The following is a 22,692-nucleotide window of genomic DNA, read 5'->3' on the forward strand; positions in this document are numbered from 1 at the left end:
ATGACGATTCAGGAAAAAAACTTCACGTCGGATAGCACGTTTGTACTGACTCCCGGCGTCGATGTCTGCCTCAAGGACCTGATCAGGTTTGCCGCGCCCGGAAAAAAAGTGGTCGCGTCGCTAGCCACCCGGCAAAGGGTCCAGGCGTCGAGAGAAGCCTTGGAAAACCTCGTCGCGCAAGGGGCGGTCATCTATGGCGTGAATACCGGAATGGGGGGCTTCGTTGACCACCTTGTGCCAATCGAGAAAGCCCATGAACTCCAGTCCAATCTGATTCAGGGTGTCTCGACAAACGTCGGCGAGCGCTTTCCGGACAGCGTCGCCCGCGCAACGATGTTTGCGCGAATCGTATCCTTGTCGCGCGGAAACTCGGCGATCTCGCTGGAGAATTTTGATCGCTACATTGCCATCTATAACGCCGGTCTCATTCCCGAAATTCCGAGCAAGGGCTCTCTCGGTACCAGCGGCGACCTGGGGCCGCTGGCGGCTGTCGCGCGGATGCTGACCGGGGACGGATATGCCTATCTCGAGGGTGCCCGCATCCCTGCGGCGCAGGCGCTTGAGCAGTTGGGCCTGGCACCGCTTCACCTGAGTTACAAAGAAGGGCTGGCGCTGATCAACGGCACTTCCTGCATGGTCGCGGTCGCAGCGATGAATGTGGTCGAGGCCAGGGACCTGCTTGAGCAATACACCTCGATTTCCGCCTTCTCTTTCGAAGCGTTGCAGGCGCGCGTGCGTCCGTTCCACCCTGACGTTCATCAGTTGAAACCGCATCTGGGCCAGCAAAAGATTGCCCAGGCCATCTGGGACGATCTTCAAGGGTCGGAACTGGCGATCGATGATATTGAATTGTCGTCGCAACTGAGCGCGCTGCGTACGGACCAGGTTCGCCAGGAAGATATGCCCATCGAGGATGCATATTCCATTCGCTGCACCCCACAGATTCTGGGTCCGGTTCTGGAGACCATCGAGTTCGCCGAACGCGTGGTCACCAACGAACTGAACTCATCGAACGACAATCCATTGATCACGCCCGAGAATGGCCAGGTTTTTCACAATGGCCACTTTCACGGGCAGTACATCGCCTCGGTCATGGACTATCTGACGATCTCCATGATCACGATGTGCAACCTCTCCGATCGCCGAATCGATCGCTTCCTGACGAAAGCAAACAGCAATGGTCTCCCGTCATTCCTGTGTGCGGAAAATGGCGGCCTGCGTTTCGGCCTCATGGGGGGGCAATTCATGTCCGCTTCCCTGACGGCAGAAAACCGTTCCCTGGCTACGCCGGTCTCGATCCAGACCTTGACCACCACGGGGGATTTCCAGGACGTGGTTTCATTCGGCCTTGTGGCCGCGCGGCGAGTGGCCGAGGTGCTTCAGAACACGCGCTATGTCATTGCCTTCGAGTTGATATGTGCTGCCCAGGCCGCGGATATCAGGGGTTGCACGAAGCTGGGAACTCAGGGCCGCTCCTGGCACGGGCGAGTGCGTGAACTTATCCCTTATCTGGATCGGGATGTCGCCTTGACCGGGTATCTGGAAAAAATTGTCGCCCAGGTTCTGGGAGGGCAGGGCCGATGAGTTCGTCAGTCAAGGAGTCTGTGCTCGCGGGCAGGGAGCCTTCGGCAGTGGTCGCCAATAGTGTCCGACTGCACGCCAACGAAAATCCGCTGGGCGCGTCTGGCCTGGCACTGCATCTGTGCATGTCGATGCCATCGTTATTGAGCGAATACCCAGAGGTGACTTACAAGTCTCTTCGCTCGGCAATCGGAGAGCGCTGGAATGTTGATTCCGAGCGGGTGGTTGTAGGGGCAGGTTCTGATGAGTTGATCGATATTTCTTTGCGGGGCTTGTTGAAACCAGGCAGCCGCATCGTGGCTCTGCACCACAGTTTCAAAATGTACAAAATCAGATCAGCGTTACTGGGGGCCGAATACAGTGAGATTTTTCCAGCCGCCGGTCAGGGCTATGAAACCGCGCTGAACATCGCCCTTGAGAAAAAGCCCGATGTGGTTGTGCTGGTAAATCCATCCAACCCTCTGGGTGACTATTTATCGCCATCGGAACTGTTGGCACTTGTGGCCGCCATTCCGAAAAGTACCACGGTCATTATCGATGAAGCGTACGCGGAGTTCGCGCCGGATCGGGAAAACTCCGCAGGCGTTCAGATAGTGAACACTCGGGAAAACTCGATATGCCTGCGGACGTTTTCAAAAGCGTACGGCATTGCCGGATTACGTCTTGGTTGGGCTTTTGCCAGCGCTGATCTGGTCCCGGTACTTCAAGCGCGGCGCTCGCCCTACAACGTCAGTTCGTTTTCTGCCCTCGCGGGAGAATACGTGCTTCAGGACTCTGATCATCTGGACAAGACTGCGGCGCATTGTCTTGCCTGGGGGCAGGAAATTGTGAGCCTGTTCAAGGCCTATGGCATTCAAGCCAGAAGCCAGTACGTCAACTTTGTATTCGTGGAGTGCGTCAGCCAGCACAACTGCCAGGATTTGCATGGCTATCTGGAAGGTGAAGGCTTCCTGACTTCTCAGTTGACCGACTATGGCCTGGATACATGCCTCAGGATCTCGTTCGGGAGTGAGGATCAGATGACAAGACTGTGTAATGTCCTGAGGAAAAAACTGGAAACCCATAAGCGCCGCTGAGGCCAGCAGGCCATGGAAGCCCTCGATGATTCGCGCGGGCTTCCAGCGCAACCCGGTGAGACTTTACTCGAGGTAAAAATGAGCGAAACGCAGCCTTTATTTCACGAAAAACCGTATCTGAAGCAACTGGAATGTCGAGTCGACTCGCTTGAACGCGACGACGCGGGTCTTCCTTTTGCGCTCCTTGGCGAGACAGTTTTCTACCCGCAAGGAGGCGGACAGCTCGGAGATCGAGGCGTGTTGAATATCCCGGGCCCAGGGAAGGATGAGGCATTACGCGCGTTGGAGATTGTGTCGACCAAGAAAAGGGATGATCAGATCAGGCATTACTTGAGCGTTGACGATGAGGCGTTCACGCTGCTGAGAGCGCGCGCGATTGGCCAGCAGGCTACGGCAACGCTTGATTGGCCATTGCGATATCATCAGATGCGTCTTCATTCGGCCATGCATTTGATGCACTGCATGCTGGAGCAGACGCTTGAGCGGTCCATTCCACACCCGGTACGTTCTCCGTTGAGTGACGACGGTGGGGAGAATCAATACGAGTTTATCGCAGAGTTCGACGAAGACAGTCTGAGGCGGGCGACGGATGCCTTGAACGAGTTTTGCTCTGCAAGTCATGAGATTCGTACGGAGTCGGATACGAGCAAAGGACATGGATTTCGTTGGTGGCAATGCGAAGACTGGTCAATTCCCTGTGGGGGAGTTCATGTGCGTAATACGCAGGAAATAGGCGTGGTAACTTCCAGTATGAAAATCAAGAAAAACACGACCAGAGTGGTTGTCACTCTGTCGGCAGAGGCTGATGAGCTTGGATAGTAAACGAGCGTTTGGTGCGTTTCTCATGCAGTTGCGGATCGAAAAGGGACATTTGAAGGTTTCAACGTTTCTCGATGAGGTCAATATTCCATTTTCGGCCAATTACTATCGTGACGTTGAGGCCGGAAGGAAATACCTGAGTATTGATGCCGCAGTGGAGTTGCATGACCATCTTGGTATCGACGCCTCAAGCAAAGTCAGTTTTGATTATTTTTGGCATTACTTCAGAGACTTGCTGCCCGCTAACGTCCACGAGATGTTGTTTGGCAAAGGTGTCGAAGTCACGGATCTTTCTTCCAGGCTTGAGCTGAGAGAGCATGATTCGAAAATTTTACGTCGGGCGCTGAGTTTAAGTCGGTATGAGCGTGAGTTCATCATCACCGAAGAGGTGATCGCAGCATTTGAAGCGAACTTTGAACTGCTGCCATTGATGACTTACCTCTATATGGTGGACAGTGCCTCCGTTGCTGAAATCCAGTTGGTGTGCCAGCAAATTGGCCTTGCCTACGATCAACAGACGGAAGCTTTCTTGAGCCTTGTCTCAAAAGAACGAACAGCACCTGAAGATCCCTTTGTTCGTCATGCACCAACGCTGAGGATGCCCAGAACAGTTGATGCGTTGAGGTTAAAGGATCAGTTCCTGCGCCATGAAGTGGAAAGGTCGCTGCTCAAGCCTGAAAAAAGTGAATACTTTGATGTTTCAGGTTCTTTCAAATACAGCTCGATGGTGACACTGAAAGACGCGGAAATAGAACAGATTCAAGACCGTCTTGTGGATCTTTTCTCTCTCATTGAAGTGCATAACAAGTCAGGGCATCAGCTCGAGGACTCAGGCGCCCAGCCTTATTTCTTCGGGTTAATTGTTTCTGGCCGTTCGGAGTACGACGGGCGTGCGGCCCGAAAGACCAAAAGTACCAAGGAATGAACATACAGGAGGCGGGTGTCATCGCCTTCTTTGTTCGCTGATTCGCGACCGTCGACCGCTCACAGGAGTGTGCGGGATAGCGCGGTGATCCGGCAGATAAAAAGAAACCTGGCAGTGATCAGTCAGAACAGGGATGAGACTAATGAATACTCTGGTTGTTGAAAAACTCCGTCAGCTGTTTGGCGAACGTTTAAGGCTACAACAAGGCATCAGGCAACAATTCTGCCAGGCCCCCCCTGGTATCGATCTGAGCCCTCCCGATGCCGTCGTTACCGTGCGCAGCGAGGAGGAAATCGTTCAGGTTGTACGGCTCTGTCGTGAATATGGCGTTGCGGTGATCCCGGCGGGCGCCCGCTCATCCCTCGAGGGGCAAATCAACGCGCCATGTGGTGGCGTATGTGTCGATTGTTCAGAGATGAACGCGATCCTCGGCGTAAACGTTACCGACATGAGCGCAACTGTTCAGCCGGGTGTCACCCGTGAACAGCTGAACAGTTATTTGCGTGATACGGGGCTGTTCTTTTCAGTCGATCCCGGCGCCAACGCTTCCATGGGGGGAATGGCGGCGACGCGTGCATCGGGTACCAACTCCGTTCGATACGGGACGATGGCTGGCAATGTCAAAGCCGCACGCTGGATCATGGCGGATGGGGCAGTGGCTGAAATTGGCTCCAGAGCGCCCAAGTCAGCCATGGGATTGGACCTGCTGGCGATCGCTGTGGGATCGGAGGGAACCCTTGGCGTATTCAGTGAGCTGGAAGTCAGGTTACATCCATTGCCGGAGGCCATCGTTGCAGGCGTCTGTTCGTTTGACTCTGTCGACAGCGCGGTACAGACGGTGGCAAGTGCGCTCGGGCAAGGCCTCTTGATTGCACGGATCGAGTTGTTGGATGTCACCGCTGTTCGCGCGTGCAACGCCTATTCCCCCTCCTTGTGCTTGCCGCAAACACCCCATCTTTTCCTGGAGTTCCACGGGGATAAGTCCTCGGTTGCCAGTAGCGTTGAAATGTTCACGGTTTGCGCTCGTGAGCACGGGGGGCAGGTCAAGGTTTCTGATCGCCTTGAAGAACGCACGGCCTTGTGGAAGGCCCGACATGACGCCTGGTGGGCATTTCACGCGTTCTACAAGGGGCGCAAGGGGCTGGCCACCGATGTCTGTGTTCCGCTGTCGTGCCTGAGTGCATGTATCAGCGCCACCGCGGCAGACATCGCCGCTTCCGGGCTCGACGCACCGCTCATCGGCCATGTAGGGGACGGTAATTTCCACTTACTGGTCATGCTTGAGGAAGGTCAGGATGAAAGTGTGGAGATTCAGGCTTTCCTCAGTCGATTGTCGAATCGGGCGTTGTCGTTCGGCGGCACGGTCAGTGGCGAGCACGGCGTAGGGCAAGGAAAAGTGAAATGGATGTCGGCACAACACGGCACGGCGCTCCAGATCATGCGGGCAATCAAATCGGCATTGGACCCGGAGAACATCCTGAACCCCGGAAAGATGTATCGGCCGTTAACCGTTGAAGCTCAATAATCGTCGTTTTTTCATTTTTATGGATGGAGGTGAAAGATATGCGTCATGTTTTGATAGTTGGTATTAACAAGGTATCCATCAAGTATGTTTGCGATGCGATTCGCAGTGCAGGGTTCGAGCCGATACTTTCCGTTGACCCTTCAGGTTTTCACGGAGCAGCCAAAGCTGTATTCGAGGGGGTAACCTGCATTCCTGCATTTACCGACACAGATGCCCTGTCCGGTTACTTGAAGGCCAATGAAGCGCTGGTTGGCAAGATCCACAGCATTACAACCTTTTTTGACGAGCTGTTCCCGGTTGTCTCGGCGATTGCCGAAACGTTTGGCTTCAACGCGCCGCCAGCGGTATTTGCAAGACTGTCATCAAAGGAGTTCGTGGGCGGCTTGATACCCGAGCACGTTCCAGCCGAGTCCTGTGTTGCACTGGCTGATGGCGACTTCGTGCTTCCCTGGCTGACGCCAGGTGTGAAAAATGACGTTGTCCTCAAGCCCGCGGTCGGCTCCGGTGCGGTGGCAACGACCATGCTTTCAATCGCGGCGGACGTTGATCCTGCCAGTGTGATCAAATCGGCCATTCTGGAGAGCGGAATCGACGATCCCGAAGGCATTGCGTGGATTGTCCAGGCGCACTGCGTGGGTGACCTCGTGAGCATGGAGGGCTTCGTTCAGGACGGACGGGTTGTCTTCCTTGGGCTGTCCAGACGCGATCGTGTCGGGTTCACTGAAGTCGCCAATCAGTTTCCTGCCAACCAGCTTATTGCCCTATCCGTTCGTTCGAAAATCGAGACAGCAGTGCGCGATCTGGTTTCGCGTTCGGCGTTTGATAACGGTTTCTTTCATTGCGAGTTCATCGCAACACCGTCCACGGCCTATCTGATTGACGCCAATATGGGGCGCCTGGGTGGGGCGAGTATCGTCGAGCAGATTGCATTGGCCTATGACCTGCCGCCTGCAACCGTTCTACAACACGTTGCGCTGCTGCCGCTGGGATTGCTGGATGCCACGCTGGAATACAAACCGGTTGAAGAGTGCCGGCAGACCTTGAGCTATTGGTATTGCCTGGACCACGAAGCAATCGTGCATGACTGGGAGGTTCCGCAAATGGCTTCCATTCATACGCCGATCGCCAACGTCGGCAGCGTGATCCAACCCATCGGCACTTCCGATTATGCCTGGATCGGCATGCTCACCGGCTATGCAGAAGTCGTCGTGCGCGAGATCGGTCAAGTGCTGGTCCATACTGATCGTGGCCCTAGAAGACCGGTATTCAAATGATCTACATCGTCCGGTTTCTATCGTCCGCCGCATGGAGTTGCTTTTATCCATTCATGGCTATCTGGCTCAATGCAGCTGTGGGCCTCAGTACCAGTGCTGCCGGCATCGTCGTCGGCTTTGCAATTGTTTCAAACCGCATAGGTGCACTGGCCTTTCAAGGTGTTCTGGACAAGGTTGATCGCCGCCTGGAAATTGCACTGGCATTACTGTGCGTGGCGGTGGCCGCGTTATTGATGCTTGTTACGGCAGCGATGGGAATCACCAACGTATTGATCTGGGTGGTGCTTGTCGTGGTGTTCGGCGTGGCCAATTCGATCGCTACGATTTCGCAGATCTCCTACATCGTCCAGTACTTCCGTGAGGGCGAACACGAGCGCGTACTCTCCTACGAGAATGTTGCAGCGAACGCCGGCGCCGGTGTGGCCCCCTTCATCGCATCGTTGATACTGGCCGGGGCGGGTTACTGGTTTGTTGCCTTGCCATTGCTTTTAGGTGTGCTTGCAACCGCTTCCACCACGCTGATTCCTCACATGGCACGCTCGGCAGGTCTGGAGTTTGGCGATCGTTCTTCCACAGTGGACGGTTCCGAGGCGTCCCCTAAAGTTGTTGCATTCATGGCAATCAATTTTTTGACCATGATTGGCTATGCGCAGTTTTATTACGTGTTTCCAACCTATGCGACCGAGCGCTTCTCCAGTGAGTTGGTGGGGGTACTTTTCCTGGTGGCCAGCGGGATCATCATTTTCAGCCAGGTTTATATAACGTCGCTCTCGCAGCGAGTGTCTCGCTTGTGGCGTGTCATCGTTTCAAACATGTTGATCGGGACGGGATGCCTGCTGTTGATCATTTCATCGCAAGCTCAGGCGATTCTGTTTGTCGTGGTGGTTTTTATCGTTATTGGCGAGATGATCTGTGGCCCGTTGTATCAAGCCCAGGCCGTCAAGATATGGAAAGGGCGCAGCTCTGTCGCGATGGCCGTCCAGACCTGTGTCTGGGGGGCGGCCGAGGCAACCGCAGCGGTGCTTGGACTGCTGGCTGTCGCGCAAGAGCTCAGCTTCATGTCCTTCCTGTTGGGATTTGCCGCATGCGTGATCGCAGCCTTGGGGGCATGGGTATCGATTGCCTTGAAGCGTCCACTCATCGGCATCGAAATCGAGCGCAGGTCACCTCAGGTTTCCTGAAAGGGGCCGGGGCATTCAAGCACCGGCCTTGGCCGTCAACTGCTCCCGGCAATAGTCGGCAAACAACTGCGCGGGTTTGGTCAACTGCCCGCGCTTCAGCCACGCCGCCACCAATCCTGAGCCGGTGACGTCTTCGACGATGTCCACGCACACCACTTTCTGCCCGTCGTAGGTGCATTCCGAGTGCGGGCGGGTGACCAGGATCGAAAAGCCGAACCCTTGCCCGACCATGCCCCGGACCATTTCGATCGACGGTGAGCTGAACGCAATGTTCGGCGACAGGCCCAGTTCTTCGAACAGGCTGACGAAGTAGGTCCGGCTCGGTTGCACGTCCAGCAGGATCATCGGCTCCAGGCACAGGTCGCGCAGGGACACTTGCTTGAGTTGGGCGAAGCGATGGTCCGCCGGCAGCAAGGCATAAGGCCGCTGCGCCGGCATCAAGGGTTCGGTTTCGATGGTGGCGTCGAGGTCGTGTTCATAGAGGATCGCCAGGTCGAAGGTGCCCGAGGTCAGGCCTTGCACCAGCTCTTGTTGCTCACCGTCGCGAATTCGGATTTTCACGCCGGGATACAGCGCCGAGAACCCGGCAATCAATTGCGGCAGGTACAGCGGCGCGACGGTTTCGAAGCAGCCGATGTCGATTTGCCCGGCCACCACGTCGTTGTCGGCCAGGGCGTTCTGTTCGAACTCCTTGGCCATGCGCAGCAGTTCCTGGGCCTTGCGGTAGAAGCGTGCACCACTGGGGGTCAGGGACACGCCTTGGGCGTGATGACGGATCAGCAATTGCACGCCGAAGCTGTCTTCCAGGCCTTTGATCGCCGTGGAGATCGCCGGCTGGGCGATGTACAGCTTGCGCGAGGCCTCGGCGACGCTGCCGCATTCGACGGTGGTGATGAAGTACTTCAATTGACGCAGGTTGTAGGCAGCCACGGCAAACCTCGGGGTGGATGGACTCGACATCCAGGCAATTTTTGCGCCGACTGCATCCGTTCTGACGACGGTGTTGTTGTGCCTGAACAATAACCACATACCGCACGACCGGGGAGATGGGCTGCCCAGTTTTTTCATGGTCTGCGAAGACATTTTTACTATTTTTCCTCGACACGGGCCTGGGCCACCATCCAATTCACAAGAAAAGCCCATGGAGCATCTGAACGTGTTCGAGCTTACCTACTGGCAAAACAAGGCCGCTGCGCTGGCGTTTCCCGACCAGGCCCTGATTGATGGCAAACCCCGTTCGGCGCAGTCGGGGCAAACCTTCGCCGCGATCAACCCGGCCACCGGCCAGCGCCTGGCCAACGTGACAGCGTGCGGTGATGAAGAAGTGAACGCCGCCGTCAAAAATGCGCGGCAGGTGTTCGAGGCCGGCACCTGGTCGGCGCGTTCGCCAAACGAGCGCAAGCAAGTGCTGCTGCGTCTGGCCGATCTGATCATGACCCACCGCGAAGAACTGGCGCTGCTGGATTCTCTGAACATGGGCAAGCCAGTGATGGACGCCTACAACATCGACGTGCCGGGCGCGGCCGGGGTGTTTCGCTGGTACGCCGAAAGCCTCGACAAACTCTACGACCAGATCGCGCCGAGCGCGCAAAACGTGTTGGCGACCATCACCCGCGAAGCGCTGGGCGTGATCGCCGCCGTGGTGCCGTGGAACTTCCCGCTGGACATGGCCGCGTGGAAGCTCGCGCCAGCACTGGCGGCAGGCAATTCGGTGATCCTCAAACCCGCCGAGCAATCACCGTTTTCCGCCCTGCGTCTGGCCGAGTTGGCGCTTGAAGCCGGCTTGCCAGCAGGCGTGCTCAACGTGCTGCCGGGCCTCGGCGAGCAGACCGGCAAAGCCCTCGGTTTGCATCCAGACGTCGATTGCCTGGTGTTCACCGGCTCCACTGAAGTCGGCAAATTTTTCATGCAGTATTCCGCGCAATCGAACCTGAAACAGGTGTGGCTGGAATGCGGTGGCAAGAGCGCCAATCTGGTGTTCGCCGATTGTCAGGACCTGGATCTGGCGGCCGAGAAAGCCGCGTTCGGCATCTTCTTCAATCAGGGCGAAGTGTGTTCGGCCAACTCGCGGTTGCTGGTGCAGCGTTCGATCCATGACGAGTTCGTCGAGCGCCTCAAGGCGCAGGCCGAACGCTGGCTGCCGGGCGATCCGCTGGACCCGTCGAGCAGCGCCGGGGCGATCGTCGACAGCCGTCAGACCGCGCGCATCATGAAGTTCATCGAGCAAGCCCAGCGCCAGGGTGCGACCAAGGTGTGCGGCGGTCGACAGTCGATTTTCAACGGCTCCGACAACTTCATCCAGCCAACGATTTTCACTAACGTGAGCCCGGACATGCCGCTGTTTCGCGACGAAGTGTTCGGCCCGGTACTGGCCGTCACGGCGTTCGATGACGAGGCACACGCCTTGCAACTGGCCAACGACAGCGTCTACGGCCTGGCCGCTTCGCTGTGGACCGACGACCTCAATCGCGCCCACCGCGTGGCGCGGCAATTGCGCGCCGGCACGGTGTCGGTGAACAGTGTTGATGCGCTCGACGTGACGGTGCCGTTCGGCGGCGGCAAGCAGTCCGGTTTTGGCCGTGACCTGTCGCTGCACTCATTCGATAAATACACCCAGTTGAAGACCACCTGGTTTCAACTGCGCTAATAACAAAACGGAGAACTGGCGATGACCACACCACGTGAAACCCGCGACTACCAGGCCGCCGACGCTGCGCACCACATCCACGCATTCGTCGATCAGAAAGCGCTCAACGATGAAGGACCACGGGTGATGGTCCGTGGCGAGCGCCTGCACCTGTGGGACAACGATGGTCGGCGCTACCTCGACGGCATGTCCGGGTTGTGGTGCACCAACCTCGGTTACGGTCGCAAGGATCTGGCGGCGGCAGCGGCTCAGCAGCTTGAGCAACTGCCGTACTACAACATGTTTTTCCACACCACTCACCCGCAGGTGATCGAGCTTTCGGAGCTGCTGTTCAGCCTGTTGCCGGGGCACTACAGCCACGCGATCTACACCAACTCCGGCTCCGAAGCGAACGAGGTGCTGATCCGCACCGTGCGCCGTTACTGGACCATCCTCGGCAAGCCCGAGAAGAAAGTCATGATCGGTCGCTGGAACGGTTACCACGGTTCGACACTGGCGGCGACGGCGCTCGGCGGCATGAAGTTCATGCACGAAATGGGCGGCATGCTGCCGGACATCGAGCACATCGACGAGCCGTACTTCTTCGCCCACGAAGGCAACCTGACCCCGGCTGAATTCGGCCTGCGGGCGGCGCAGCAACTGGAAGCGAAGATTCTCGAACTGGGCGCCGACAAGGTCGCCGGGTTTATCGCCGAGCCGTTCCAGGGTGCGGGCGGGATGATCTTCCCGCCAGAAAGTTACTGGCCGGAGATTCAGCGGATTTGCCGCAAGTACGACGTGCTGTTGTGCGCCGATGAAGTGATCGGCGGCTTCGGTCGCACTGGCGAATGGTTCGCCCACGAGCACTTCGGTTTCGAGCCGGACACGCTGTCGATTGCCAAGGGGCTGACCTCCGGCTACATCCCCATGGGCGGGCTGATCCTGTCGAAAAAAATGGCGCAGGTATTGGTGGAGCAGGGCGGGGTGTTTGCCCACGGCCTGACCTATTCCGGACACCCGGTGGCGGCAGCGGTGGCCATCGCCAACCTCAAGGCGTTGCGCGATGAAGGCGTGGTGACGAGGGTCAAGGACGACATCGGGCCGTACCTGCAACAGTGCTTGCGCGAGGTGTTCGGCAACCACCCGTTGGTGGGGGATATCCAGGGTGTCGGGATGGTGGCGGCGTTGCAGTTGGCCGAAGACAAAACCAGTCGCAAGCGCTTTGCCAACGAGAACGACATTGCCTGGCGTTGCCGCACGATTGGGTTTGAGGAGGGGGTGATCATTCGTTCGACGCTGGGGCGGATGATCATGGCGCCGGCGTTGATTGCCAGTCGTGAGGAAGTGGATGAGTTGGTTGGCAAGACGCTGAAAGCGGTCGATCGTACGGCGCAGGAATACGGGCGGCTCTGATGTAGCCGAAGGTCCTGCGGACCTTTTCGCGGGCAAGCCTCGCTCCTACAGGTTTATTGTCGGCCTCGGATTTTAGGCCTGACACATAACCTGTAGGAGCGAGGCTTGCCCGCGAAAGCTTTTGTCGATTCACCACACCTCTCACCTTTTGCACAAAGCCCGTGCACCCCCGCCAACCCCGCCCTTTTACCGCGCACGCTACCCAGTTTTTTCATCACTCCCATCGACATATTTCCTAATTTTCCTAATCCCCACCTTGGTCCAACATCGACCTCGCCAGTCAGCCGAGCGCTGCCCACCAAAGGTCCATCAGAGACCACAAGTGGCAGCGCTTCACCAGGGCTGCTGGCCGTACTGCCCATGACAAAACTAAATCAACAGCTTTGGGAGTGCTCCATGATCAAGTCCTTGCTAACCCGCGTCGCTCATCCACTGGCGATCACCGCCATCGCCGCCACGGTCGCCACCAGCGCCCAGGCCGGCACCCTGTCCATAGGCCATACCACATGGGTCGGTTACGGCACGCTCTACCTCGCCCAGGACCTGGGCTACTTCAAGGAAGGCGGTTTGACCGTCGAGTTGCCCGTCGTCGAAGAGGCTTCGATGTACATGGCCGCGCAAGCCTCGGGCGAATTGTCCGGCTCGGCGTCGACCATCGACGAAGTACTGAAATACCGTCCGCAATTTTGCTTCAAGGCCGTAGCCGCACTCGATGACAGCCATGGTGGCGACGGTGTTCTGGTGGGCAAGGACATCAAGAGCCTGCAGGAGCTGAAAGGCAAAGCCGTGGCGGTGAACGAAGGTTCCACTTCGCAGTTCTGGCTCTCGTACCTGCTGAAAAAACACGGCATGAGCATGAGCGACATCACCGTGCAGAACATGACGGCTGACGACGCCGCCACCGCGTTCATCGCCGGTCGTGTGCCGGCCGCCGTGACGTGGGAACCGCACCTGTCGATGGTGCGTGACAAGAAACAAGGCAAAGTCTTGATCGACAGCAGCAGCACACCAGGCGTGATCGTCGATGTGGTCGCGCTCAACTGCACGGTCATCGAGAAACAGCCGGAAGACGTCAAGGCGTTGGTCGCCGGTCTGTACAAAGCAGTGCAGTACACCAAGGACCATCCGCAGGAAGCCTACAAAATCATGGCCAAGGGCGTCGGCGGCTACCTCGCCGATCCGAAGGAACTGGAAGCCGCCGCGCAAGGCGTGCGCTTCTACGATCAGGCCATGAGCGAAAAACTCCTGGGCTCGCCGGGCAATCCGGGTGACAGCGAACCGTTGATCAAACTGGCCAACGAAACCGCCAGTGAATTGCAGGGCAAACCCTACAGCGTCAGCAATGACGACCTGATCGACAACCGTTTCGTCAGCCCGCTGTAGGAGGTTCGCATGTTCAAGCGCAATTCATGGCTGAGCCGTTGCATCACGCCCAAGACCGGCTTGCCGGTTTCGGTGATCTGGAGCGCGAGCGGCCTGGCCTGGGTGTTGTTGGTTGGCCTGTGGGCCGGGTTGTCTTACGGCGGCGTGGTGCCGGGCATGTTCTTGCCGACGCCGGGCGCGGTGGTCGAAGCCGCCGTGCGCCTGAGCCGCGACGGCACGCTCGGTTTGCACGTGTGGGCCAGTCTTGAAGTGGTGGTGGTCGGTTTCGTCGTTTCGTCGCTGGTGGCGGTGCCGTTGGGGTTGCTGATGGGCAGCTTCCGCATCGTTCAGGCGTTCCTCGAACCGATGGTCAATTTCATCCGCTACCTGCCAGTGACCTCGTTCGTGCCGCTGTTCATTCTGTGGATCGGTATCGGTCTGGAGCAGCGTGTCTCGGTAATCATCTTCGGCGTGTTCTTCCAGCAACTGGTGATGATCGCGGACGTGTCAAAAGGCATCTCCAAAGACCTGATCAATGCCTCTTACACACTCGGTTCGAACCGCCGCGATGCGGTGTTGCATGTGATCGCACCGGCCTCGTTGCCGGGTGTGCTCGACACCTTGCGCGTGACCATGGGCTGGGCCTGGACGTACCTGGTGGTCGCCGAACTGGTCGCCGCTTCCAGTGGCCTGGGTTACTTGAGTCTTAAGGCCATGCGCGGCTTTCAGGTGGATGTGATTTTCCTCGCCATCGCGATCATCGGCCTGTTGGGCCTGGTCACCGATCAACTGTTCCGTTTCCTTCGTCTGAGGATTGCCGCATGGGCTCAGTAACCGCCGTCAACCCGCGTATCGTCACACCGATGGCTGCCCCGGCCTACGCCGCGCCTCGTTTGCAAGTGGACAAAGTCAGCCTGCGTTACCAGAAGCCCGACGGCGGCGTGTTCACCGCGCTGGATCAGGTTTCGTTCGAAGTTCCGGATCAGCAGTTCGCGGTGCTGGTCGGGCCATCGGGTTGCGGCAAGTCGAGCTTGCTGTACCTCACCGCCGGTTTGAACGAGCCCACGGAAGGCGAGATCTACGTCGGCGGTCAGCAAGTGCAGGGGCCGGGTGCGGATCGCGGCATGGTGTTCCAGAGCTACACGCTGTTCCCGTGGCTGACTGTGCGACAGAACGTCGAGTTCGGCCTCAAGCGTCGCGGCATGGCGGCGGCGCAGCGCAAGGACATCGTCGATTACTACGTCAACGAAGTCGGTCTCAGCGGGTTCGCCGACAACTACGCCAAGCAGCTGTCGGGCGGCATGATGCAGCGGGTGGCGATTGCCCGCGCACTGGCCAACGACCCGCAAATCCTGCTGATGGACGAACCCTTCGGCGCCCTCGACAGCCAGACGCGCCTGCAAATGCAGCAGCTGTTATTGCGCGTCTGGGGCAACAGCAAGAAGACTGTGCTGTTCGTGACCCACGATATCGACGAGGCGATTCTGCTGGGTGACCGGGTCTACGTGATGGGCGCCAGACCAGGGCGGATCAAGCAGATTCTGGACGTGCCAATCGAACGCCCACGGACCCTGGACATGGTCATGGAGCGTTCATTTATCGAGATGAAGCGCGATATTTTCGGGCTGCTGCATGACGACCTGGAGGAGGTGCATTGAGTGTCACGCAATCCCCTGTAGGAGCCGGCTTGCTGGCGATGAGGCCATCACATCCAACATCTTCGTTGACTGACCCACCGCTATCGCCAGCAAGCTGGCTCCTACAGGGTTTTGCGTTTAGCCTGGGATTACGGTGCTGCCGGCAGGAGGAACCGCGCTATCACCGGTAAGTGATCGGAGATCCGCAAGGTATCGTCCTGTCGCACCGTCGCCTCGACCCGTTTGATCCGAGGGCTGTAAAACAGGTAATCGACGGTGCGGTCCGGGCCGTTCAAGCCTGGATCATTCGGGTAGTGCGTCAACCAACGTGCCCGATCGATGCCGCTGGCTTCATTGTTGGTCGGGATCATCGGGTACTTGTCCCACAACAGGTGCAACGCGCTGTCGGCGGAGTAGGGCGTGCGTTGTTCGGTGGGAAGGCGTCGATATTGCCCCAGCGGCAACAGGTTGAAGTCGCCGCCGATCAGCCACGGGGTGCTATGGCTTTCGTATTTGTCGAGGACTTTGGCCACCGCCGTCACCTGGGTCTGTAGCGTTTCGTCAGGTTGGGTCGCACGGTCCAGATGGGTGTTGAGGACCGCCAGTTGCCCGCCGTCGCTCAACGGCAGGTAAGTGGCCAGCAAGGCATTTTTCGGCTGGAACTGGCGACTGATGAAGTTGGCCGGCGCGACCGGCAGTTGCAGGCGTTCGGCGTGTTCGATCCGGTAGCGGCTGAGGGTTGCCAGTTGCCGGCCGACACTGCCGAAGATGTGCGGTTGCGGCACGAAGTCGGCTTTCCAGTCGAAGGCATGGGCGCTGCACGGATAGAGGTCGGCGAGGCGTTCCTGAAGCAGTTTGAACTGGTTCTGGTAATCGCTGGCCTTGGCGTCGTCATCGAGCTCTTGCAGCAACACGATGTCCGGTTGTTCGTCACGAATCACCCGCGCCACTTCATCGAGGCTGAAGGCCATGTCTTCAGGCGTCGGTTTTTCGTCGTCGCCGGCGGCCAGGTCATTCCAGAACACATAGCGCTTACCCGCCAGGTACTGAACGTTCCAGGTCATCACTTTCAGCGCCTGGCCGGGCACCAGTGTCGGTGCTTGAGCGTTGCAACTGACGGGCAAAACTTCCTTGGCTTCGGGGCGCCAGGTCAGGCTGTAGATCAGCAAGGCAATCAGGCCGATTGCTATCAACAGGCCCAGCAGGGTGTAGCGCAGTAGTCGGGTCATGGCTCGGCTTATAGCGTTACAAAAGATGGATCCGAGCATAACCGAGTGTCGGGCCGAAGCCCACGATCAGAGCGGGCGGTCGATTTTCTCGGGAACGTCGCTGATCAACATGAACAAACGGAACAACACCACGCTGGTGAACAGTTGCAGGAAGCTGTGGGCGCTGTCGATCAGCAGGGAAATCACCGGGTTCTGCGGTTCCGGATACACGTTGACTGTCACACCCTTGAGCACCCACAACGGACCCATCACACACAGGATGCATACCAGAATGCGCAGGAAATGACCGCGGGTCATGCGCAGGCTTTCTTTCATTGCCGCCAGTGGCGCCAGGCCGCGCAGCACCAGCAGGTATTCGCTGAACGCCAACGTCACCATCAGCCAGATGCCCGGCAGGAAGTACAACGACAGGCCGAGCAGGATCATCAAGGTATTGAGCGCCGTGAGCAGTGCAAAGCGCGGCCACAGCCACGCGGCTCTTGTCAGCAGGTCACGGTTTCGCGGTGATTCGCCACGGCTGCGCGCGTCGAGAAACAGGATCAGGGCGGCGGTGTACAGCGGGTACACCAGCAGGCCAACGATCACGCTGACGCCGGGAAAGCTGTCCGGCACGGTGTTGTGGTCGACCACTTGTTGCAGCAGCGCTTCGAAAATCACCAGCGGCAGGCACAGCCGCACGATCTGGCTCAGATTGCGCTTAAAGAAATACAACGAGTCACGCAGTACATCGAACGGATTCATCAGTCGGTATCGCAGGTTGAAAGCAGTGGCCCACTTTAACCGATGCAGCGCTTCGGGGCGCAAACGTAAACGTTCGGTAAAGCTCATTGAAACAACTTGTTTCAGCCTCCATTAAGGTCGAGCACCGTATCCTCCTTCGAGAAGGTCAACGATTTTCCCCGGCAATCTACGAGGTCGCCATGAACACTGAAGAACAAACCCTGATCGATGGACTGTTTTCCCGGCTGCAACAGGCCGAAACGGACGCAGCCCCGCGCGATGCCCTGGCCGAGGCGCGGATCAAGGAACACCTGACTCGCCAACCCGCGGCGGGCTACTTCATGACCCAGGCGATTCTGGTGCAAGAGGCAGCAATCAAGAGCCTCGACGCACAGAACAAGCAACTCACCGAGCAAATCCAGCAATTGCAGGCCGAACTGCAATCGGCCAAGTCCCAGGCACCTGCTCCGGCGCCGAGCAGTGGTGGGTTCCTGTCGAGCATTTTCGGTGGCAGTTCCCGTGAGACGCCTGCGCCAAGTGCACCGCCGTCCAGCGGCGGCTGGCGTGAGCCGGGACGGCCGTCGTTCAACGCGCAGCCGCCACAGCAGAATTTCGGTGCACCGCCACCGCAGCAGAACTACGCGCCGCAACAGCCGGCACCGGCGGTTGGCAGCGGTTTCCTCGGCGGCGCGCTGAAAACTGCAGCGGGTGTGGCGGGTGGCGTGATGCTGGCACAAGGCATCAGCAGCCTGTTCCATCACAACCAGCAGCCGGAAGTGGTTGAAGTGATCAAGGAAGAGCCGGCGCAGGTCAACGACCACGGCGGTGACAACGGCTGGGGCGATGACCAGCGCGTGGCTGACAACTCCCAAGACTATGCCGACACCGACTACAACGATGACAGCTCATCGTTCTTCGGCGGCGACGACGATTCCTTCGTCTGACACGCCATTCGTCCGGAGCGCTGCGGCGCTCCGGGCTGATTATTCGCGGAACAATCCTCCGGGCTGGCATACTGGGCAACTTTTCGGGCCCGGTGCCTGATCCCGCCTGCGCGAAAGAGGATGCACGGTGAAAAAAATTGCAGTGTTCGCCGATGTCCAGAACCTCTACTACACCGTGCGCCAGGCCTATGGTTGCCACTTCAACTACGCCGCGCTGTGGGCTGACATCAGCAAGCAGGGCGATATCGTCGAAGCCTATGCCTACGCGATCGATCGCGGCGACAGCAAACAGCAGCAGTTCCAGCAGATCCTGCGCAACCTCGGCTTCACCGTGAAGCTCAAACCCTACATCCAGCGCAGCGACGGCTCGGCCAAGGGCGACTGGGACGTGGGCATCACCCTCGACATCATGGACGCCGCCGATCACGTCGACGAAGTGGTGCTGGCCTCCGGTGACGGTGATTTCGACATGTTGCTGGAACGCATCATCGCCAAGCACGGCGTACAAGCGGTGGCTTACGGCGTACCGGGCCTGACGGCCAACTCGCTGATCCGCGCCGCCAGCCGCTACGTGCCGATCGAAGGCGCGTTGCTGCTCAAGAATTGATTTTTACGGAGTTGAAACAGGTTTGGAACGCATAGCAGTCATCGACTTTGAAACCACCGGGATCTCCCCGAGCAGCAGCTGCCGGGCCACGGAAATTGCCGTGGTGATCCTTGAACAGGGGCGCATCGTCGAGCGTTACCAGAGCCTGATGAACGCCGGCGTACGCGTCCCGGCCTTCATCGAACAACTCACCGGCATCAGCAACGCCATGCTGCGCACCGCGCCGTCGGCGGAACAGGTGATGAACGAGGTCAACGAGTTTGTCGGCACCACGCCGCTGCTGGCCCACAATGCCGCGTTCGACCAGAAGTTCTGGGACTTTGAGCTGGGGCGAATCAAACGCACGCGGTTGCAGAACTTTGCCTGCTCGCTGCTACTGGCCCGCCGCTTGATGCCGGCTGCGCCGAATCACAAACTCGGTACGCTCACCACTTTCGCCCAGTTGCCCCACACCGGCCAGGCTCACCGGGCGATGGCCGACGCCGAGATGGCGGCCAACCTGACGGCGCATCTGGCGCAGGAACTGCGGCAGAAGCACGGGCTGCGGGAGTTGTCCCATGATTTGTTGGTCAGCCTGCAGAAAGTGCCGGCGGCCAAAATCAACGAACACCTCAAGCGCCATCGCGGGTTTTAAGTTCAGCGGTGTTCGGACGGGCCTCTTCGAGGGCAAGCCTCGCTCCTACGGGTACGATGAAATCCTGTAGGAGCGAGGCTTGCCCGCGAAGGCGTCAGTCGCATCACTACTTACCGTTCCCCTCCAACTGCCCCAACGGCACGCGCTTCTCTATCGCGCTCGACAATACGATCGACGTCTTGCTGAACCCGAACGTGGCAATCCGGTTGATCAGCTCTTCCAGTTCCGGCATCGAACCCACCGCCGCTTGCATGATCACGCATGGATCACCTGTCACTCGGTGACATTCGGTCAGCTGTGGGATTTTGATCAGGTCGTCGTAGGCCTTTTGATTACCGTGCTGGTTCAGGCGCAGTTCGATCACGCATTGAATCGGCAGCCCTAGCTTGGCCATGTCGACTTTCGCCTGATAACCGGTAATCACCCCGCTGGCCTCAAGTTTGGCCACTCGCTCGGCCACGGCCGGGGCGGACAGGTTGACCTTGCGCGCGAGGTCGGCGTAGGACGCACGACCGTTTTCCAGCAGGGCGCTGAGGAGCATGCGGTCGTATTTATCCATGAGCGAATTCCTGAAAAATGGCTGACTTTCGAAAACACGGTATATAGCGCTGATCTCCGTGATTTGAAAAGTGTACTGGCGCTATAAACAGGTTTTGTAACTTATTTTCTGCTGTTCGCCTTTCTAGAATAGCTGTTCATTTGTCCTTGCCTGCGAGCTGCCCCCATGCCTGGCCTCCGTCGTTTTCCCCTACCGTTGATCGCTGCCTTTTTCGCCTTGTACGTGATTTGGGGCTCGACTTATCTGGTGATCCGTATCGGCGTGGAGTCTTGGCCGCCGTTGCTGCTCGCCGGTATTCGCTTCGTCATCGCCGGCACGTTGATGTACGCCTTCCTGCGCTGGCGCGGGGCGCCGGCACCGACCTGGGCGCAGTGGAAAGCGGCGGGGATCATCGGGATTTTGCTGCTGGCGTGCGGTAACGGCGGGGTCAGTGTGGCGGAACACATGGGTGTCGCTTCCGGCGTCGCGGCATTGGCGGTGGCGACGGTGCCGTTGTTTACCTTGCTCTGCGGCTATTTCTGGGGCGCGCGTAATACCCGTCTCGAATGGGCGGGGATTGTGCTCGGGCTGATCGGCATCGCCATGCTCAACCTCGGTTCCAACCTGCAATCGAGCCCGCTGGGTGCGATGTTGCTGATCTTTGCGGCGGCGGCATGGGCGTTCGGTTCGGTCTGGAGCAAACACTTGCCGTTGCCCCAAGGCGCGATGGCCAGTGCCGTGGAAATGCTGGTGGGCGGCGTGGCGCTGCTGATCGGCAGTGCGCTGAGCGGCGAACATCTGGAAGCCATGCCACCGATTGAAGGATGGGCGGCCTTGGCCTATCTGACCTTCTTCGGCTCGATCATCGCGTTCAACGCCTACATGTACCTGTTGAAAAACGTGCGTCCGGCAGCGGCCACCAGTTATGCCTACGTCAACCCGGCGGTGGCGGTGTTGCTGGGGATCGTGTTTGTCGGCGAGACCATCGGTATCGAAGAAGCCTTGGCTATGCTGGTGATCATCAGCGCGGTGGTGCTGATCGGTTTGCCGCAGTGGCGTCGGACGCCTGTGCAGCCCGCCGTAGCGGTGCCGACAGAATCCCGTGTGAATTAGGGTAAACTGCGCGCCATTGCATACCCGCTCTGATTTTTCCTACGGTAATCCCATGACTTTCGCCACCCTTGGCCTGATCGAACCCTTGCTGCGCTCTCTCGAGACGCTCGGCTACCAGACCCCGACGCCGGTTCAGGCGCAAGCCATTCCGGCGGTGCTGGCCGGTCGCGACCTGATGGCCGCCGCCCAGACCGGTACCGGCAAGACCGCCGGTTTCGCGCTGCCGCTGCTGCAATTGTTGGCCATGGAAGGGCCGAAAGTCACTGCCAACTCGGTGCGCGCATTGATTCTGGTGCCGACTCGCGAACTGGCCGAGCAGGTTCACGAAGCCGTGCGTCAGTACGCCGAGAACCTGCCGCTGAGCACTTATGCGGTGTATGGCGGTGTCAGCATCAACCCGCAAATGATGAAGCTGCGCAAAGGCGTCGACCTGTTGGTGGCGACGCCGGGCCGTCTGCTCGATCTGTTCCGCCAGAACGCGCTGAAGTTCAACCAGCTGCAAACCCTGGTGCTGGACGAAGCGGACCGCATGCTCGACCTGGGCTTTTCCGAGGAGCTGGGGAACATTTACCGCGTGCTGCCGAAGAAACGTCAGACACTGCTGTTCTCCGCGACCTTCTCCGATGCGATTCGCCTGCTGGCCGGGCAAATGCTCAATGACCCGCTGAGCATCGAAGTCAGCCCGCGCAACGTTGCTGCCAACACTGTTAAACAGTGGGTAGTGACGGTGGACAAGAAGCGCAAGCCGGAACTGTTCATCCACCTGCTGCGCAAGGGCAAGTGGAAGCAGGTGCTGGTGTTCGCCAAGACCCGCAACGGCGTGGACGCGTTGGTGGAAAAACTCCAGGGCCTGGGCATCAACGCCGACGGCATCCATGGCGACAAACCTCAGGCTACGCGTCAACGTGCGCTGGACCGTTTCAAGGCCAGCGAAGTGCAGATCCTGGTGGCCACCGACGTCGCGGCCCGTGGTCTGGACATTGAAGATTTGCCATTGGTGGTCAATTTCGACCTGCCGATCGTGGCGGAAGACTACATTCACCGGATCGGTCGTACTGGCCGTGCGGGTGCCACCGGGCAGGCCATTTCGTTGGTCTGTGCCGATGAAGTGAATTTGCTGTCGGCCATTGAGACGTTGACGCGTCAGACGTTGCCTCGGCAGATGGAACATGACTTCGAACCTGAGCACCGCGTGCCGGACACCGATGCCAGCGGCCAGGTGGTGAAGAAACCGAAAAAACCGAAGAAGCCGAAGACGTCCAGCGGCGGTAAGCGCAATTTGGGTAAATGGGTCGAGAGCGGGGATGCTTCTGCGCCGGAGCCTTCGATCAAGCCTGTGCGTAAGGTGCCGGTGTTTAACACTGGGCCGCGTAAGAAGAAGCCTTGATTTACTGCGGCGGCTGTTAGGCCGCCTTCGCGGGCAAGCCTCGCTCCTACAAGGCACCACTAATCCGTAGGAGCGAGGCTTGCCCGCGAAGGGCGCGCCCC

General features: G+C 58.6%; 21 protein-coding genes. 17 read left to right on the top strand and 4 right to left on the bottom strand.

Going from position 1 to position 22,692, the window contains the following annotated elements; genetic code table 11:
* The 7 genes from ACYZUC_RS24050 to ACYZUC_RS24080 all read left to right on the top strand — a co-directional run bounded on the left by ACYZUC_RS24050 (position 1) and on the right by ACYZUC_RS24080 (position 8,381).
* Positions 1-1,584, top strand: a complete 1,584-nt coding sequence (locus ACYZUC_RS24050) for a phenylalanine aminomutase (D-beta-phenylalanine forming) (protein ID WP_461990820.1) — start codon at positions 1-3, stop codon at positions 1,582-1,584.
* Positions 1,581-2,657: a pyridoxal phosphate-dependent aminotransferase gene (locus ACYZUC_RS24055; RefSeq protein WP_461990822.1), complete on the top strand. Its 1,077-nt coding sequence runs from the start codon at positions 1,581-1,583 to the stop codon at positions 2,655-2,657. The genes ACYZUC_RS24050 and ACYZUC_RS24055 overlap by 4 nt, the downstream gene beginning before the upstream one ends.
* Positions 2,658-2,669: 12 nt before the next feature.
* Positions 2,670-3,476, top strand: coding sequence for an alanyl-tRNA editing protein (locus tag ACYZUC_RS24060; RefSeq protein ID WP_461990824.1), 807 nt, complete (start codon positions 2,670-2,672; stop codon positions 3,474-3,476).
* 25 nt (positions 3,477-3,501) lie between these two features.
* A complete protein-coding gene (locus ACYZUC_RS24065; protein WP_225602421.1) occupies positions 3,502-4,401 on the top strand; it encodes a hypothetical protein in 900 nt (299 codons plus the stop codon).
* A gap of 142 nt (positions 4,402-4,543) precedes the next feature.
* Positions 4,544-5,926: an FAD-binding oxidoreductase gene (locus ACYZUC_RS24070; protein WP_461990826.1), complete on the top strand. Its 1,383-nt coding sequence runs from the start codon at positions 4,544-4,546 to the stop codon at positions 5,924-5,926.
* A gap of 38 nt (positions 5,927-5,964) precedes the next feature.
* Positions 5,965-7,200, top strand: coding sequence for an ATP-grasp domain-containing protein (locus tag ACYZUC_RS24075; protein WP_461990828.1), 1,236 nt, complete (start codon positions 5,965-5,967; stop codon positions 7,198-7,200).
* Positions 7,197-8,381 (top strand): MFS transporter, encoded by a 1,185-nt coding sequence (locus ACYZUC_RS24080; protein ID WP_461990830.1) that lies wholly within the window; start codon positions 7,197-7,199, stop codon positions 8,379-8,381. The genes ACYZUC_RS24075 and ACYZUC_RS24080 overlap by 4 nt, the downstream gene beginning before the upstream one ends.
* A gap of 15 nt (positions 8,382-8,396) precedes the next feature.
* On the opposite strand, the gene ACYZUC_RS24085 is transcribed toward ACYZUC_RS24080, so the two are convergent.
* A complete protein-coding gene (locus tag ACYZUC_RS24085; protein ID WP_192418881.1) occupies positions 8,397-9,311 on the bottom strand; it encodes a LysR substrate-binding domain-containing protein in 915 nt (304 codons plus the stop codon).
* Positions 9,312-9,537: 226 nt separating this feature from the next.
* Between ACYZUC_RS24085 and ACYZUC_RS24090 the strand changes: the two genes are divergently transcribed.
* The 5 genes from ACYZUC_RS24090 (at position 9,538) to ACYZUC_RS24110 (ending at position 15,440) form a co-directional block, all read left to right on the top strand.
* Complete coding sequence (locus ACYZUC_RS24090; protein ID WP_461996753.1) at positions 9,538-11,028, top strand: aldehyde dehydrogenase; 1,491 nt, start codon at positions 9,538-9,540, stop codon at positions 11,026-11,028.
* A gap of 21 nt (positions 11,029-11,049) precedes the next feature.
* Positions 11,050-12,420, top strand: coding sequence for an aspartate aminotransferase family protein (locus ACYZUC_RS24095; RefSeq protein WP_008041264.1), 1,371 nt, complete (start codon positions 11,050-11,052; stop codon positions 12,418-12,420).
* 396 nt (positions 12,421-12,816) lie between these two features.
* A complete protein-coding gene (locus ACYZUC_RS24100; RefSeq protein WP_207285492.1) occupies positions 12,817-13,803 on the top strand; it encodes an ABC transporter substrate-binding protein in 987 nt (328 codons plus the stop codon).
* Between the two features lie 9 nt (positions 13,804-13,812).
* Positions 13,813-14,616, top strand: coding sequence for an ABC transporter permease (locus tag ACYZUC_RS24105; RefSeq protein ID WP_008031757.1), 804 nt, complete (start codon positions 13,813-13,815; stop codon positions 14,614-14,616).
* On the top strand, positions 14,604-15,440 hold the full coding sequence (locus tag ACYZUC_RS24110; RefSeq protein WP_008031755.1) for an ABC transporter ATP-binding protein: 837 nt from the start codon (positions 14,604-14,606) through the stop codon (positions 15,438-15,440). Before ACYZUC_RS24105 ends, ACYZUC_RS24110 begins: the two co-directional genes overlap by 13 nt.
* 128 nt (positions 15,441-15,568) lie before the next feature.
* On the opposite strand, the gene ACYZUC_RS24115 is transcribed toward ACYZUC_RS24110, so the two are convergent.
* Positions 15,569-16,648, bottom strand: coding sequence for an endonuclease/exonuclease/phosphatase family protein (locus ACYZUC_RS24115; protein WP_461990833.1), 1,080 nt, complete (start codon positions 16,646-16,648; stop codon positions 15,569-15,571).
* Between the two features lie 66 nt (positions 16,649-16,714).
* Complete coding sequence (locus ACYZUC_RS24120) at positions 16,715-17,389, bottom strand: YciC family protein (RefSeq protein WP_461996754.1); 675 nt, start codon at positions 17,387-17,389, stop codon at positions 16,715-16,717.
* Between the two features lie 179 nt (positions 17,390-17,568).
* Between ACYZUC_RS24120 and ACYZUC_RS24125 the strand changes: the two genes are divergently transcribed.
* From ACYZUC_RS24125 to ACYZUC_RS24135, 3 genes are all read left to right on the top strand, one after another.
* Positions 17,569-18,312 (top strand): DUF2076 domain-containing protein, encoded by a 744-nt coding sequence (locus ACYZUC_RS24125; protein ID WP_461990835.1) that lies wholly within the window; start codon positions 17,569-17,571, stop codon positions 18,310-18,312.
* 127 nt (positions 18,313-18,439) lie between these two features.
* On the top strand, positions 18,440-18,919 hold the full coding sequence (locus ACYZUC_RS24130) for a LabA-like NYN domain-containing protein (RefSeq protein ID WP_008031749.1): 480 nt from the start codon (positions 18,440-18,442) through the stop codon (positions 18,917-18,919).
* Positions 18,920-18,941: 22 nt separating this feature from the next.
* Entirely contained in the window at positions 18,942-19,553 is a 612-nt protein-coding gene (locus ACYZUC_RS24135; RefSeq protein WP_461953109.1) for a 3'-5' exonuclease, read from the top strand.
* Positions 19,554-19,659: 106 nt separating this feature from the next.
* Here ACYZUC_RS24135 and ACYZUC_RS24140 read toward each other — a convergent pair whose 3' ends face one another.
* Complete coding sequence (locus ACYZUC_RS24140) at positions 19,660-20,112, bottom strand: Lrp/AsnC family transcriptional regulator (RefSeq protein WP_008041273.1); 453 nt, start codon at positions 20,110-20,112, stop codon at positions 19,660-19,662.
* A gap of 165 nt (positions 20,113-20,277) precedes the next feature.
* Between ACYZUC_RS24140 and yedA the strand changes: the two genes are divergently transcribed.
* Together yedA and ACYZUC_RS24150 are read left to right on the top strand one after the other, a co-directional pair.
* Positions 20,278-21,204, top strand: a complete 927-nt coding sequence (gene yedA, locus ACYZUC_RS24145) for a drug/metabolite exporter YedA (protein WP_461990838.1) — start codon at positions 20,278-20,280, stop codon at positions 21,202-21,204.
* Between the two features lie 52 nt (positions 21,205-21,256).
* On the top strand, positions 21,257-22,591 hold the full coding sequence (locus ACYZUC_RS24150; RefSeq protein WP_461990840.1) for a DEAD/DEAH box helicase: 1,335 nt from the start codon (positions 21,257-21,259) through the stop codon (positions 22,589-22,591).
* The last annotated feature ends 101 nt before the right edge of the window (positions 22,592-22,692 follow it).

Source organism: Pseudomonas sp. GT1P32, from assembly GCF_054897805.1.

Bases quoted from the DNA above. Each gene is read 5' to 3' on its own strand.
- ACYZUC_RS24075 (WP_461990828.1), top strand. From the start codon at position 5,965: ATGCGTCATGTTTTGATAGTTGGTATTAACAAGGTATCCATCAAGTAT.
- ACYZUC_RS24060 (WP_461990824.1), top strand. From the start codon at position 2,670: ATGGAAGCCCTCGATGATTCGCGCGGGCTTCCAGCGCAACCCGGTGAG.
- ACYZUC_RS24110 (WP_008031755.1), top strand. From the start codon at position 14,604: ATGGGCTCAGTAACCGCCGTCAACCCGCGTATCGTCACACCGATGGCT.
- ACYZUC_RS24050 (WP_461990820.1), top strand. From the start codon at position 1: ATGACGATTCAGGAAAAAAACTTCACGTCGGATAGCACGTTTGTACTG.
- ACYZUC_RS24140 (WP_008041273.1), bottom strand. From the start codon at position 20,112: ATGGATAAATACGACCGCATGCTCCTCAGCGCCCTGCTGGAAAACGGT.
- ACYZUC_RS24120 (WP_461996754.1), bottom strand. From the start codon at position 17,389: ATGAATCCGTTCGATGTACTGCGTGACTCGTTGTATTTCTTTAAGCGC.
- ACYZUC_RS24100 (WP_207285492.1), top strand. From the start codon at position 12,817: ATGATCAAGTCCTTGCTAACCCGCGTCGCTCATCCACTGGCGATCACC.
- ACYZUC_RS24105 (WP_008031757.1), top strand. From the start codon at position 13,813: ATGTTCAAGCGCAATTCATGGCTGAGCCGTTGCATCACGCCCAAGACC.
- ACYZUC_RS24115 (WP_461990833.1), bottom strand. From the start codon at position 16,648: ATGACCCGACTACTGCGCTACACCCTGCTGGGCCTGTTGATAGCAATC.
- yedA (WP_461990838.1), top strand. From the start codon at position 20,278: ATGCCTGGCCTCCGTCGTTTTCCCCTACCGTTGATCGCTGCCTTTTTC.
- ACYZUC_RS24080 (WP_461990830.1), top strand. From the start codon at position 7,197: ATGATCTACATCGTCCGGTTTCTATCGTCCGCCGCATGGAGTTGCTTT.
- ACYZUC_RS24125 (WP_461990835.1), top strand. From the start codon at position 17,569: ATGAACACTGAAGAACAAACCCTGATCGATGGACTGTTTTCCCGGCTG.
- ACYZUC_RS24055 (WP_461990822.1), top strand. From the start codon at position 1,581: ATGAGTTCGTCAGTCAAGGAGTCTGTGCTCGCGGGCAGGGAGCCTTCG.
- ACYZUC_RS24150 (WP_461990840.1), top strand. From the start codon at position 21,257: ATGACTTTCGCCACCCTTGGCCTGATCGAACCCTTGCTGCGCTCTCTC.
- ACYZUC_RS24065 (WP_225602421.1), top strand. From the start codon at position 3,502: ATGCAGTTGCGGATCGAAAAGGGACATTTGAAGGTTTCAACGTTTCTC.
- ACYZUC_RS24070 (WP_461990826.1), top strand. From the start codon at position 4,544: ATGAATACTCTGGTTGTTGAAAAACTCCGTCAGCTGTTTGGCGAACGT.
- ACYZUC_RS24095 (WP_008041264.1), top strand. From the start codon at position 11,050: ATGACCACACCACGTGAAACCCGCGACTACCAGGCCGCCGACGCTGCG.